Genomic DNA, 13,599 nt, shown 5'->3' on the forward strand with positions numbered 1-13,599 from the left:
AGGTGCTCCAGAGGTGACTCGAGAGGGGGAGAACTCAGAGAACGCGCAGCGTCCAGCTCCAGCGGTGGACGCCGACCGGGACGAGATAGGTGGCGAAGGTGTCGGGCCCGCAGGAGGCCGTGCCGAGACCGCGGTGCGCCGCGTCGATGTGCACCACGCACCCCGCCCGCGGCACCAGTTCGTCGTGATGCGCGGCCGAGGCGAGGTCGGCCGCGCGATGGCGGGTCACGCAGACCTGGCGGGGCCGGTCCAGCCGCACCGCGAGCCCGGTCGCGTCGGGCGCGGACAGCGTGAACCGCCGCACGCCGTGCCGCCCGCCGCTCTCCTGGGGCCGCAGGTACGGCGTGAACAGCTCGTCCACCGGCAGCGAGTGGTGGCCGACGGGCGCTCCCGCGCCCCGGTCCGGGTACGACTCCCAGGGGCCCTTCCCGAACCACTCCAGCAGGTTCAGCCCGGCGGCCGTCTCGAAGACCGAACCCAGCCGGGCCACGTCGTCCAGCGCCTCGGGCAGCTCGGCGCACTCCTCCACGAGCAGTCCGCCCTCGACCGCCGTGAACACCTGCTCGTGCCGGACGGTGCCGCCCGGGCCGACGTGGTCGGTGACCACGGACACCCGCCCCGGGTCACGCCGTACGGCGACGACCTTGCGGGTGAGCGCGTCCAGACCCCAGTCACGCCAGCGCGCCGCCATGCCGCCCAGTTCGTCGTTGTCGGTGGGCGCCCGCCACAGCGACAGCGTGGGCCCGGCCGTGAGCAGCGGATGGACGAGCAGCCCGTCCTCGTCGACCTCGACTTGGCGGTTCCTGACCGGCGTGTGCCGCACCGGCTCCGCCGCCCGCAGCCGCACCTGCGGCAGGCAGACGACCGTGCCGCGCGGCGCCCACGGCTCGTCCCGGGCCGTCGTCACCCGCAGCGTCAGCCATGCCTCGCCGCCGTCCTCCGGCAGCTCGAACGGCAGCGGTACGGCGGCCGTCCGGCCCGGCCGCAGCTCGGGCAGCTCGGCGGGGGCGGTCCTGGTGCCGCCGTCGGCGAGGGACAGCTCCCACTCGCCGGACAGCCAGTCCAGGCCCCGGAAGTGCTGGTGGTTGACCAGGACGACGCCCTCGTGCCGGAAGCACTCGATGCGCAGCGGCGCGGCGATCTCCCGGTGCTCGGACATCACGGGCTTGGGGGTGCGGTCGGGGAAGACGACCCCGTCGGCGATGAAGGCGCCGTCGTGGTCGGTCTCCCCGAAGTCGCCGCCGTACGCCCAACGATGGCCGGGCGCGGCGACACCGTTGTCATAGAGCCCGGCGCCCCCGCGCCCGGCCGGTCTGCCGTCGTTCACACGCTGGAGGATGCCGTGGTCCCAGAACTCCCAGATGAACCCGCCCTGAAGACCCGGGGTGGCCTCGATGGCCTCCCAATGGTCGGCGAGCGTGCCGTTGCTGTTGCCCATGGCGTGCGAGTACTCGCACTGGATGAGCGGCTTGGTCTGCGTCCCGGACATGGCGTGCGCCAGACACTCCTGGAGCGGGGCGTACATCGGGCAGGCGATGTCGGAGGCCAGGTCCGGGTCGGCCCAGCCGCGCTTGGCCGCGCCCTCGTACTGCACCGGCCGGGTCGGATCGTGCCGGCGCACCCAGCCCGCCGCCGCGTCGTGGTTCGCGCCGTAGTCGGACTCGTTGCCCAGCGACCAGATGATCACGGACGGGTGGTTCTTGTCCCGCAGCACCATCCGCGCGACCCGGTCCACGAAGGCCCCCAGATAGCGCGGGTCGTCGGCGATCTCGTGCGCGTGGTCGTGGGACTCGATGTCGGCCTCGTCGACGACGTAGAAGCCGAGCTCGTCGGCCAGGTCGTACAGGGCCGGGTCGTTCGGGTAGTGCGCGGTGCGGATCGCGTTGAAGCCGAACCGCTTCAGCAGGACGAGGTCCGCGCGCATGTCGTCGTACGAGACGGTCCGGCCGGTCAGCGGGTGGAAGTCGTGCCGGTTGACGCCCCGGACGAACACGCGCTCGCCGTTGACCAGAAGGTCCCGGCCGGTGATCTCGACGTCACGGAAGCCGACCCGGTGGTGCGAGCTGTCGGCGACCGTGCCGTCGGCGCGGTGCAGCCGGACGGCCAGGCCGTACAGCTCGGGCGTCTCGGCGGTCCAGGCGCGCACGTCCGCCACGGCGGCCCGCAGCCGGGCCTCGCCGAGGAAGGCGGAGACGCGCTCGTCCTCGGCGCCCGCCCGGTCGAACTCCGCGTCCTGCGTGAGCAGCAACCCGTCCAGCTCCCCGCTGACGTACCAGCCCTCGGGCAGGGCGCCGCCCGCGTTCCGCACCAGGCAGTCCACCCGCAGGTCACCGTCCCACCGGGCCCGCACGGTCACGTCCGCGAGATGCAGTGGGTCGGTGGCGTACAGCAGCACCGAACGCGTGATGCCGCCGTGCCACCACTGGTCCTGGTCCTCGATGTGCGAAGCGTCGGACCACTTCACGACGGTGAGGCGCAGCGTGGCCCGATCCCCGGGGCGCACCACGTCCGTCAGATCGAATTCGGCGGCGAGGTGGGAGTCCTTGGAGATCCCGACGGGCCGCCCGTCCACGTGCACCAGCAGCACGCTCTCCGCCGCCCCGACCTGGAGCACGATCCGCCGCCCGGCCCACTCGGCCGGCACGTCGACCGCACGCTCGTACACCCCCGTCGGGTTGGCGGCGGGCACGTCCGGCGGGAACTCGGCGAACGGCATCCGGACGTTGAGGTACCGCGGCAGATCGTCCGTGCCCTGCATGGTCCAGACACCGGGCACGTACGCCGACGACCAGTCCTCGCCCACCGGAGCGTCCGGCGCGGGCAGCAGCTGGAAACGCCAGTCGCCGTCCAGGGAGACGGCCCCGGGCCGCCGGTCGACGGCGTTCATGGGGAGCCGCCGCCAGGAGGTCACCTCGGGGGCTTCCCAGGGGCGCAGGGCGATCAGGGGATCGGGGAGTGCGTCGGTCATGGCCATTCCGAAGTCGGTGGGGTGGGCGGGGCAAGGGCACGGCCCGGCAGGCCCCAGGCGGGGTCGACGGGGATGCCGAGACGGTCCAGGACGGTGGGGGCGATGTCGACGAGGCGGGGCGTGTCGAGGCTGGTGCCTCCGGGCATGCCGGGCTCGGCGAGGATGACGAAGACCTCCCGTTCGGCACGCGTGTCGCCACCGTGGCCGCCGGTGTCGAGGTGACCGTGGTCCGTGGTGACCAGCACGGTCCAGTGCTCGTGGGCGCGCCGCGCGTCGATCGCCTCCAGGAGCCGCCCGAGGTGGGCGTCCTGGGCGAGCAGGGCCCGGTCGTAGGCGGGGCTGAGGGGACCCGTGGCGTGACCGGCCTCGTCGGTGGCGCCGAAGTACACGAACACGACGTCCGGGTCGTCCTCGGTGAGCCAGCGCGCCGCGGTGTCGGCGACGAGGCGGTCGGCGGGTTCGTAGCCGCCGGACTCGCCGTCGTAGCGCACCCGCCGCCCGACGGCGGGGCCGAGGACGCCGCGGTCGACCAGTTCCGGCCAGGACACCGCGGCCGCGGTGCGCAGACCGGGCCGGGCGGTGGCGGCGCGGCTGAGGAAATCGGGGTAGCGGGTGTAGTCGGCACCGAGGAAGTCGTTGCCGGTCACTCCGTGCCGGTCGGGCCACACCCCGGTGAGCACGCTCGACCAGCCGGGCCCGGAGTCCGTGTAGGCCGTGCCGGCCGACGGCCCGTCATCGGCCCGGCCGTAGGGCAGCATGCTGGTGCCGTGGGCGCCGCCGGTCATCAGGCCGTGCAGTACGGGTGCGGTGGCCGGGGAGCGGGTCAGTCGGTCGTAGCGCAGACCGTCCATGCCGACGACGAGCACCTTGGCGCGTGCGCTGCTGTCCGTCACTGCTTGCCTCCCTCGTCGCTCGCCCTTGCGGCCCGACGACCACGAGCTCGGGGCCTTCTGCCAGTTGTCGACCGCGCGTCCGTCGTGGCTTGTCGCGCAGTTCCCCGCGCCGCTTTGTGGCGCCCCCTTCGGGGCGCGTCAGCTGCCCTGGACCGCTCCCTCCGTCGCGCCCGCGATGAAGCCGCGCGCGAAGATGGCGAAGACCGCGACCAGCGGCAGGGCCGCCATGACGACACCGGCCATGACCATGCTGTAGTCGGTGGTGTGGCCGACATGGAGCTGGGCGAGCTCCACCTGGAGCGTGACGTGGCTGGGGTCGGTGAGCACGATGAGCGGCCAGACGTAGTCGTTCCAGGCGTTGACGAAGGCGTAGATGGCGAGGAAGGACAGCGCGGGCTTGATCATCGGCAGCGCGATGTTCCAGTACTGGCGGAAGAACCCGGCGCCGTCGATGCGCGCGGCGTCGAGCAGCTCGTCGGGCACGCCGTTCTGTATGTACTGGTTCAGCCAGAAGATGCCGAAGGCGTTGGCCAGGGCGGGCAGGGCCAGCGCCTTGAGCATGCCGACCCAGCCGATCTCCGACATGAGGATGAACTGCGGCAGGACGGCCAGCTGGAGCGGCAGCATCATGAACACGAGCAGCGTGCCGAAGAGCACCTTGCGCCCGGGGAAGTCGAACTTGGCGAAGGCGAAGGCGGCCAGCGAGTCGATGAACAGCACCAGGGCGGTGGTGACGCTCGCGACGAGGATCGTGTTGAGCATCGACCCGAAGAAGTCGATGGTGTTCAGCACATGCCGGATGTTCTCCAGCAGGTGGGAGCCGAAGGTCAGCTTCGGCGGGCTCTTGTAGATGTCCTCGGTGGTGTTGGTCGCCATGACGATCGTCCACACGAACGGGAAGACCGAGATCAGGACGGCCAGAACGAGGAGGATGTGCGCGGTCAGGCCCTTGGGGCGGCGCAGCCGCCGCGTGCCCGTGGCCGGCCGTGTCGTGTCCGCTGTCGTCATGCTTTCCTCCCCCGCTGCACGAGGCGCCAGTTGATGACGACGAGCACCATGATCAGGACGAAGAAGGCCCACACGATGGCCGCTCCGTAGCCGTAGTCGTTGTTGAGGAAGGCCGACTGGTAGAAGTACAGCAGCGTGGTCAGGCCCGCCTGGCCCGGGCCGCCGAGGTTCTGGTTGGCGGCGTTGCTGGCGAAGAGGACCTGGGGTTCGCTGAAGCTCTGCAGTCCGTTGATGGTCGAGATGATGACGGTGAACAGGATGATCGGCCGCATGATCGGGATGGTGATCTGGAAGAACGTGCGGACGGGACCGGCACCGTCCATCTTCGCCGCCTCGTAGATCGAGGTCGGGATCGCCTGGAGACCGGCCAGATAGATGATCATGTTGTAGCCGGTCCACATCCAGGTCATCAGCAGCGCGATGACCAGCTTGATCAGCCACGGGTTGCTCAGCCACGGGACGGGCGAGATGCCGACCGTGCCCAGGATCGCGTTGACCAGGCCGAAGTTGTTGCTGAACACCGCGCCGAAGAAGATCGCCACGGCGACGATCGAGGTGACGTTCGGTACATAGAGGGCGATGCGGTAGAAGCCTTTGAAGCGGCGCACCGAATGCAGCAGCGTCGCCAGGACCAGGGCCCCGAGGAGCGTGGGCACGGTGGACAGCACCCAGATCACCAGGGTGTTGCGGATCGACAGCCAGAAGACCGGATCGTTCCAGAGGAACTCGAACTGCTGGAGGCCCACGAACTGCTTGGTGCCGAGACCGTCGTAGCGCTGGAAGGCCAGATACAGCGAGTAGAAGACGGGGAAGAAGGAGAAGGCGATGAAGATCAGGTAGAACGGCGAGATCGCCAGGTACTGCCGCCAGTGCGACAGCACCCCGCGCCGGCTCGGCCGGACGGCGCCCGCGGGCGGGGTGCGCCGCGGGCGGAACCGGGCCGGGCCCGGCCCGCCGCGGTGCTCGGGCACCGTGGCGGGACCGGTGACCGGAGGTGATGACACCTCAGTTCACCCCCTGTCGCCGGGCGATCTGCTTGGCCTGGCTGACGGCGTCCTTCCAGGCGGCGTCGGGCTTCTTGCCCTTGGCCTCGATGCTGGTCAGCTCGGTGAAGTAGGGAGCCATGACCGCGGCGTCGGCGGGTGCCTCGTAGCTGACCGGGATGGCCTTGGCGGCCGGGCCGAAGACCTCGATGATCTTCTGCCCGCCGAAGAAGGCGTCGGCGCCCGTCATGGCGGGCATGGCGTAGGAGGCGGGGGAGGCGGGGAAGATGGCGGCGTCGGTGAAGCCGCGGGCGTTGTTGGCCGGGCTGAGGATCCAGCTGATGATCTTGAATGCCTCTTCGGGGTTACGGCACTGCTTGGGCAGCGCCAGGTAGGAGCCGCCCTGGTTGGCCGGGCCGCCGGGCGTGGCACAGACCCGCCACTTGCCCTTGGTGCCCGGGGCGGCCTGCTCGATGTCCAGGGCGTGCCAGGCCGCGCCGAGTTCGGTGCCCAGGTTCTTGCCGATGGCGGCGTTCCAGGTCTGGTCGTTGATCTTGGCGTCGATGCCCAGCGTGTAGGGGCGGATCGCCGTGGTCCACGCTTCGCGGATGTGGTCCTGGTCGCCGATGAAGTGGTTGTTCTCGTCGATGAACCGCTTCGTGCCCTGGCCGACCGCGATGTTGAACACCGAGCCCATGTTGTTGATCAGGTAGGTGCCGGGCACGGCCTTCTTCAGCTCGGAGCCGAGCGCGAAGTAGTCGTCCCAGGTCCCGGCCTCGGCGGCGACCTTGTCAGGGTCGGTGGGCAGCCCGGCCTTGCGGAACAGGTCCGCGCGGTAGAAGAGCGCGGTGGGGCCGATGTCGATCGGGAACCCGATCTGCTTGCCGTCCTCGGTCTGGGCGAGCTTGGTCTTCCAGTCCAGGTACTTGGACGAGACCTCCTTGAAGCCCAGGTCGTTCAGGTCGAGGAAGCGGCCGGCGTTGGGCAGGAAGGACGCGATGTCCTCGCCCTTGATGCCGGTGATGTCGGGCACGGAGCTGCCCGCCGCGAGCGTGGTGGTGAGCTTCTGCTTGAAGTCGCCGCCGATGGAGGCGGCGGTCAGCTTGATCTGGTTGCCGAAGTGCGCCTTGGCCTCCGCGACCACCTTGTCGCTCAGCGCGCCACCCCAGTACCACATGGTGAGGCTCTTGCCGTTCTTGGTACCGCCCGATCCCGAGCCGCCGCCGCATGCGACGGTCAGGCCGGAGGCGGCCGCGGTGAGCGCGGCGGCCTGGAGGAAGCCTCTACGAGAAAGGTCCACGGGTCACTCCTGTTTTTCCTGTTCGTGGTGCCGAGGTGTGGGTGAAGGTCAGTGCTGCCGTGCGGGAGGGGTGACGGGGGCGTACGCGACCGGCGGCCCGGGGTTCTCCGGGAGCCGGTCCGCCAGGAAGCCGTAGGCCCGCTTCAGATCGGGGTCGGTCAGGGAGCGCCACCAGCGGTCGACGCCGTACCAGCCGGGGGCGGCCAGCGCCCCGCCGTGGTGCCGGACCGACAGCCCGGCGGCGAGCACCGCGAACCGCAGCCGCTCCGCGAGCGGCCAGCCGCCGAGCGAGGCGGTGACGAACGCGGCGCCGAAGACGTCCCCGGCGCCCGTCGCGTCCAGCACCTCGACGTCGAGGGCGGGCACGTCGGCGTACTCGCCGGTCGTCTGGTCGACGGCCATCGCCCCGTCCCCGCCCCGGGTGACGACCGCGACCGGCACCAGTTCGGACAGCGTGCCGAGCGCGGCCACCGCGCTGTCCGTGCGGGTGTAGGCCATGGCCTCCGTCTCGTTCGGGAGGAAGGCGTGGCAGAGCGCGAGCTGGTCCAGGAGGGCCGTCGACCACTCCTGGCTGGGGTCCCAGCCGACGTCCGCGTAGATCTGCGTGCCGCCCGCGGCGGCCTTGGCGAGCCAGTCGCGCGGCTGCGCCTCGATGTGCACCAGGGCGGTACGCGCCGCGGGCGGGTCGCCCACCAGCACGTCCTGCGAGTACGGCGGCTCCTGCCCGTGGGTGACCAGGGCACGGTCCGTGCCGTGCGCCAGGGCCACGGTGACCGGGGTGGGCCAGCCGTCGGCCGTACGGGAGAGGGAGAGGTCGACGTCCTCCTGGTCGCACAGGATGTCCCGGCAGCACTCGCCGTAGAGGTCGTCGCCGAACACGGTGGCCAGCGAGGTGCGCAGGCCGAAGCGGCTGGCCGCCACCGCCAGGTTGGCGATGCCGCCCGGGCCGCAGCCCATGCCCGTCGTCCAGATCTCCTCGCCCGGGGTCGGGGCCTTGCCGAGCCCCGTGAGGACGAGGTCGTAGAAGAGCAGCCCGGTCAGCAGCACATCGGGCCGGTCGTCGTCCACGGAGGGGTCCTCTCGTTCGGAAGCGTTCGAGGAGCCCACCCCGCGAGCTCGTCAAAACTCTTCATTTCGGTGACCGGAATCGTGCGCCGATCGGAGAGATTGGTCAATACCCGAGCAGAAGCGAGCATGGAAATGATTGGAGATGACGAGTACTGTTCACGCCGTGCTGGCAGAACGACGACACCAACTCATCCTGCGGGCCCTGCGCTCCGGCGGGCCCGCCTCCGTGACCGACCTCTCGGAGCAACTCGGCGTGAGTCCCGCCACAATCAGGCGTGACCTGGTCAAACTGGAAGAAGACGGGCTGCTCACCCGCGTCCACGGCGGCGCCGTGGTCGAGGAGGGCGACCAGCCCTTCGCCGAGGTCGCCGAGGTGCGCGTCGCCGAGAAGGACGCCATAGCCGAGCACGCGGCGGCCATGGTCAGGGACGGCCAGTCGGTGCTGCTGGACATCGGGACGACGGCCTACCGTCTGGCCCGGCAGCTGCACGGCCGCCGGCTCACCGTGATCACCAGCAACCTGGTGGTCTACGAGGAGCTCGCCGACGACGAGGGCATCGAGCTGGTCCTGCTCGGCGGCATGGTCCGCCGCGAGTACCGCTCCCTGGTCGGCTTTCTCACCGAGGACAACCTGCGCCAGCTGCACGCCGACTGGCTCTTCCTCGGCACCAGCGGCGTGCGGCCCGGTGGTCAGGTCATGGATACGACGGTGGTGGAGGTGCCGGTCAAGCGCGCCATGATCAAGGCCGGCGAGAAGGTCGTGCTGCTGGCCGACGCGGCGAAGTTCCCCGGTCACGGGATGGCGAAGGTCTGCGGTCCCGAGGAGCTGGACGTGGTGGTGACGAACGAGCCGGTCGACACGGCGACGCGGTCCTCCCTTCAGGAGGCAGGAGTCGAGGTCGTCGTGACGGGAAGGGTGCAGACGTGAAGCTGACGATTCTGGGCGGCGGAGGATTCCGCGTGCCGCTGGTGTACGGGGCGCTCCTCCAGGACCACGCCGAGGGCCGGGTGACGCACGTCGTCCTGCACGATCTGGATTCCGCGAGACTGTCCGCGGTGACGCGCGTCCTCGCCGAGCAGGCGGCCGGAGTCCCCGACGCGCCCGAGGTGAGTGCCACCACCGATCTGGACGAGGCCCTGCGCGGCGCCGACTTCGTGTTCTCCGCGATCCGCGTCGGCGGCCTGGAGGGCAGGGCGAACGACGAGCGCGTGGCCCTGGACCAGGGTGTCCTCGGCCAGGAGACGGTCGGCGCGGGCGGCATCGCCTACGGCCTGCGCACCGTCCCGGTCGCCGTCGACATCGCCCGGCGCGTCGCCCGCCTGGCGCCGGACGCCTGGGTCATCAACTTCACCAACCCGGCCGGCCTGGTCACCGAGGCCATGTCCCGCCACCTCGGCGACCGCGTCATCGGCATCTGCGACTCCCCGGTCGGCCTCGGCCGCCGCATCGCCCGGGTGCTCGGCGCGAACCCGAAGGAGGCCTGGATCGACTACGTGGGCCTCAACCACCTCGGCTGGGTGCGCGGCCTGCGCGTCGCCGGCCGCGACGAGCTCCCGCGCCTGCTCGCCGACCCGGACCTGCTCGGCTCCTTCGAGGAGGGCAAGCTCTTCGGCGTCGACTGGCTGCGGTCCCTGGGTGCGATCCCCAACGAATACCTGCACTACTACTACTTCAACCGGGAAGCCGTCCGCGCCTACCAGCAGGCCGAGAAGACCCGCGGCGCCTTCCTGCACGACCAGCAGGCCCGCTTCTACGCCGAGATGCGCAACCCGGACGCCCCCGCGTGGAAGGTCTGGGACCGCACCCGCGCCGAGCGCGAGGCCACCTACATGGCCGAGAACCGGGAGACCGCCGGCGCCGGCGAACGCGACGAGGACGACCTGTCCGGCGGCTACGAGAAGGTGGCCCTCGCCCTGATGCGGGCGATCGCCCGGGACGAGCGCACGACCCTGATCCTCAACGTCCGCAACCAGCGCACCCTGTCGGTCCTGGACGCGGACGCCGTCATCGAGGTCCCCTGCCTCGTCGACGCCAACGGCGCCCACCCCGTCACCGTCGACCCGCTGCCCGACCACGCCACCGGCCTGGTCTGCGCGGTCAAGGCGGTCGAGCGCGAGGTGCTCGCCGCGGCCGACTCCGGGTCCCGCGAGACGGCCGTGAAGGCCTTCGCGCTGCACCCGCTCGTCGACTCCGTCAATGTGGCCCGCAGGCTGGTCGAGGGCTACACCGAGGTCCACCCCGGGCTGGCGTACCTTAGGTGAACCCCGCTCGGTAAGCGCTTTCCCCACCGCTTCCCGCCTGCTCGCTCTTCCCGCTTCCTGGAGACATCTCATGCATGACGAAAGCCGCCGGATCGAGGAGCGCGTGCAGCGCCTTCACGACCAGCGCATCAAGTCCGCGATCTACGCGGCCACCGTCCCCTTCGAGGTGGAGGCCTGGCAGGCTCCCGGGGAGCCGGTCCCCTTCGAGGAGGCCGCCGCCGCCTCGTACGCGCCCTTCGCGATGGGCACCCCCTGGGGCCCGCCCTGGGGCACCACCTGGTTCCGCATGCGCGGGCAGGTGCCCGAGGCGTGGGCGGGCAAGCGCGTCGAGGCCGTCATCGACCTCGGCTTCGTGGGCGACTGGCCCGGCAACCAGGCCGAGGCCCTCGTCCACCTCACGGACGGCACCCCGCTGAAGGCCGTCAACCCGCTCAACCAGTACGTGGCGATCGCCAACCCGGCGACGGGCGGCGAGACGGTCGAGTACCTGGTCGAGGCCGCCTCCAACCCGGACATCCTCGCCGACAACTTCTCCAAGACCACCCCGCTCGGCGACATCCTCACCGCCGGCGACAAGCCGCTCTACACCTTCCGCAGCGCCGACATCGCCATCCTCGACGAGGAGGTCTGGCACCTCGACCTCGACGTCCAGGTGCTGCGCGAGCTGATGCTGGAGCTGGGTGAGCACGACCCTCGCCGGCACGAGATCGCGCACGCGCTCGACCGGGCGATGGACCTGCTCGACCTGGACGACGTCTCCGGCTCCGCTCCGGCCGTGCGCGAGGCGCTGAAGCCGGTGCTGTCCAAGCCCGCGCACGCCAGCGCGCACACCGTCTCCGGCGTCGGCCACGCCCACATCGACTCGGCCTGGCTCTGGCCGATCCGCGAGACCAAGCGCAAGACGTCCCGCACCTTCTCGAACGTCACGTCCCTGGCCGACGAGTACGACGACTTCATCTTCGCCTGCTCGCAGGCGCAGCAGTACGAGTGGGTGCGCGACAACTACCCCAAGGTCTGGGCCCGCATCCAGGAGTCGGTCAAGAACGGCCAGTGGGCGCCGGTCGGCGGCATGTGGGTCGAGTCCGACGGCAACCTGCCCGGCGGCGAGGCCGTCGCCCGCCAGTTCATCCATGGCAAGCGGTTCTTCATGGAGCACTTCGGCATCGAGACCAAGGGCGTGTGGCTGCCGGACTCCTTCGGCTACAACGCGGCCTACCCGCAGATCGCCAAGCTCGCCGGGAACGAGTGGTTCCTCACCCAGAAGATCTCCTGGAATCAGACCAACAGGTTCCCCCACCACACCTTCTGGTGGGAGGGCATCGACGGCACCCGCATCTTCACGCACTTCCCGCCGGTCGACACCTACAACGCCCGCTTCAGCGGCGAGGAGATGTCCCGCGCGGTCCGCAACTACCAGGAGAAGGGCGGCGCCAGCCGCTCCCTGGCCCCCTTCGGCTGGGGCGACGGCGGTGGCGGGCCCACCCGCGAGATCATGGAACGCGCCCGCCGGCTGGCGGACCTGGAGGGCTCCGCGAAGGTCATCGTCGAACACCCCGACGAGTTCTTCGCCAAGGCCCGCGAGGAGTACCCGGACGCGCCCGTGTGGGTCGGCGAGCTCTACCTGGAGCTGCACCGCGCCACCTACACCTCCCAGGCCCGCACCAAGCAGGGCAACCGCCGCTCCGAGCACCTCCTGCGCGAGGCCGAGCTGTGGGCGACGACGGCCGCGCTGCACGCGCCGGGCTACTCCTACCCGCACGAGAAGCTGGACCGGCTCTGGAAGACGGTGCTGCTGCACCAGTTCCACGACATCCTGCCCGGTTCCTCCATCGCCTGGGTGCACCGGGAGGCCGAGGCCGAGTACGCCCGCGTGGCCCGCGAGCTCCAGGCCCTGACCGCCGAGGCGCTGGCCGCGCTCGGCTCCGGCACCACCCGCGTCTTCAACACCAGCCCCTACGACCGCGCCGAGGTGGTCCACACCGCCGACGGCGCACCGGTGTACGTGGAGGTACCCGCGAGCGGCTCCGCGCCCCTCGTCGACGCCGAGCCCCCGCAGCCGGTGACGGTGAGCGGCCGGGTGCTCGACAACGGGCTGGTCCGCGTGGAGGTGGCCGAGGACGGCACCCTGTCGTCCGTCCGCGACCTGCGCGCGAACCGCGAGGTCCTGGCCGACCCGGGCAACCTGCTGCGCCTGCACACCGACCTGCCCAACTACTGGGACGCCTGGGACATCGACAAGCACTACAAGAACCGCTACACGGACCTCCTCGACGCCTCGTCCGTCACGGTCGTCGAGCAGGACCCGCTGGTCGGCGCGATCCGCGTCGAGCGGGACTTCGGCAAGGGCTCGAAGATCACCCAGACGATCACCGTCCGCGCCGGCAGCCCCCGGATCGACATCGAGACGGACATCGACTGGCACGAGACCGAGAAGATCCTCAAGGCGGCCTTCCCGGTCGACATCCGTGCCCCGCACTCCTCCGCCGAGATCCAGTTCGGCCACATCCAGCGGCCCACGCACACCAACACCAGCTGGGAGGCGGCCCGCTTCGAGGTCTCCGGCCACCGCTGGGTGCACATCGGCGAACCCGGCTACGGCGTCGCGGTCATCAACGACTCGACGTACGGCCACGACGTCTCCCGCACGGTCCGCGAGGACGGTGGCACCACGACCACCGTCCGCCTCAGCCTGGTCCGCGCCCCGCGCATCCCGGACCCCGAGGCCGACCAGGGCCGCCACCGCTTCACCTACGCGCTGCTGCCCGGCGCGACCATCGAGGACGCCGTCGCCGAGGGCTACGCCCTCAACCTCCCGCTCCGGGTGGCCGACGCGGCCGGCGCCCCCGCACCGGTCGTCTCCACCGAGGGCGAGGGCGTGACCGTGGAGGCGGTCAAGCTCGCCGACGACGCCTCCGGCGACGTCGTCGTACGGCTCTACGAGTCCCGAGGCGGCCGGGCCCGGGGCGTCCTGCGCACCGGCTTCCCGCTCGCGGGCGCGCAGATCACCGACCTGCTGGAGCGACCGCTGGAGGAGGCGCCCGTGGACGGAGACGGCGCTGTCCCCGTCGAACTGCGGCCCTTCCAGATCCTGACCCTGCGTCTGCGCAGGAGCTGACG

At 71.0% G+C, this 13,599-nt stretch carries 9 protein-coding genes; 3 read left to right on the top strand and 6 right to left on the bottom strand.

The window, feature by feature from the left end; all coding sequences use genetic code 11:
• Positions 1-34: 34 nt before the first annotated feature.
• From ABZ192_RS02280 to ABZ192_RS02305, 6 genes are all read right to left on the bottom strand, one after another.
• A complete protein-coding gene (locus ABZ192_RS02280) occupies positions 35-2,968 on the bottom strand; it encodes a glycoside hydrolase family 2 TIM barrel-domain containing protein (RefSeq protein WP_356922634.1) in 2,934 nt (977 codons plus the stop codon).
• The gene (locus ABZ192_RS02285; RefSeq protein ID WP_356922635.1) at positions 2,965-3,861 is read right to left on the bottom strand and encodes an ectonucleotide pyrophosphatase/phosphodiesterase; all 897 of its coding nucleotides are present in this window, start codon (positions 3,859-3,861) and stop codon (positions 2,965-2,967) included. Before ABZ192_RS02285 ends, ABZ192_RS02280 begins: the two co-directional genes overlap by 4 nt.
• 138 nt (positions 3,862-3,999) lie before the next feature.
• Positions 4,000-4,869: a carbohydrate ABC transporter permease gene (locus ABZ192_RS02290; RefSeq protein ID WP_356922636.1), complete on the bottom strand. Its 870-nt coding sequence runs from the start codon at positions 4,867-4,869 to the stop codon at positions 4,000-4,002.
• Positions 4,866-5,750, bottom strand: coding sequence for a sugar ABC transporter permease (locus ABZ192_RS02295; RefSeq protein WP_356922948.1), 885 nt, complete (start codon positions 5,748-5,750; stop codon positions 4,866-4,868). The genes ABZ192_RS02290 and ABZ192_RS02295 overlap by 4 nt, the downstream gene beginning before the upstream one ends.
• Positions 5,751-5,874: 124 nt before the next feature.
• Positions 5,875-7,152, bottom strand: a complete 1,278-nt coding sequence (locus tag ABZ192_RS02300; RefSeq protein WP_356922637.1) for an extracellular solute-binding protein — start codon at positions 7,150-7,152, stop codon at positions 5,875-5,877.
• Positions 7,153-7,200: 48 nt separating this feature from the next.
• Positions 7,201-8,220, bottom strand: coding sequence for a carbohydrate kinase family protein (locus tag ABZ192_RS02305; protein WP_356922638.1), 1,020 nt, complete (start codon positions 8,218-8,220; stop codon positions 7,201-7,203).
• Between the two features lie 163 nt (positions 8,221-8,383).
• Between ABZ192_RS02305 and ABZ192_RS02310 the strand changes: the two genes are divergently transcribed.
• From ABZ192_RS02310 to ABZ192_RS02320, 3 genes are all read left to right on the top strand, one after another.
• Entirely contained in the window at positions 8,384-9,148 is a 765-nt protein-coding gene (locus ABZ192_RS02310; protein WP_356922949.1) for a DeoR/GlpR family DNA-binding transcription regulator, read from the top strand.
• A complete protein-coding gene (locus tag ABZ192_RS02315) occupies positions 9,145-10,482 on the top strand; it encodes a 6-phospho-beta-glucosidase (RefSeq protein WP_356922639.1) in 1,338 nt (445 codons plus the stop codon). Before ABZ192_RS02310 ends, ABZ192_RS02315 begins: the two co-directional genes overlap by 4 nt.
• Positions 10,483-10,552: 70 nt before the next feature.
• Positions 10,553-13,597, top strand: a complete 3,045-nt coding sequence (locus ABZ192_RS02320) for a glycoside hydrolase family 38 C-terminal domain-containing protein (protein ID WP_356922640.1) — start codon at positions 10,553-10,555, stop codon at positions 13,595-13,597.
• The last annotated feature ends 2 nt before the right edge of the window (positions 13,598-13,599 follow it).

Source organism: Streptomyces sp. NPDC006235, assembly GCF_040613735.1.
Taxonomy (GTDB): Bacteria; Actinomycetota; Actinomycetes; order Streptomycetales; family Streptomycetaceae; genus Streptomyces.

Coding starts and splice junctions, on each gene's coding strand:
- ABZ192_RS02280 (WP_356922634.1), bottom strand. CDS start 2,968: ATGACCGACGCACTCCCCGATCCCCTGATCGCCCTGCGCCCCTGGGAA.
- ABZ192_RS02290 (WP_356922636.1), bottom strand. CDS start 4,869: ATGACGACAGCGGACACGACACGGCCGGCCACGGGCACGCGGCGGCTG.
- ABZ192_RS02320 (WP_356922640.1), top strand. CDS start 10,553: ATGCATGACGAAAGCCGCCGGATCGAGGAGCGCGTGCAGCGCCTTCAC.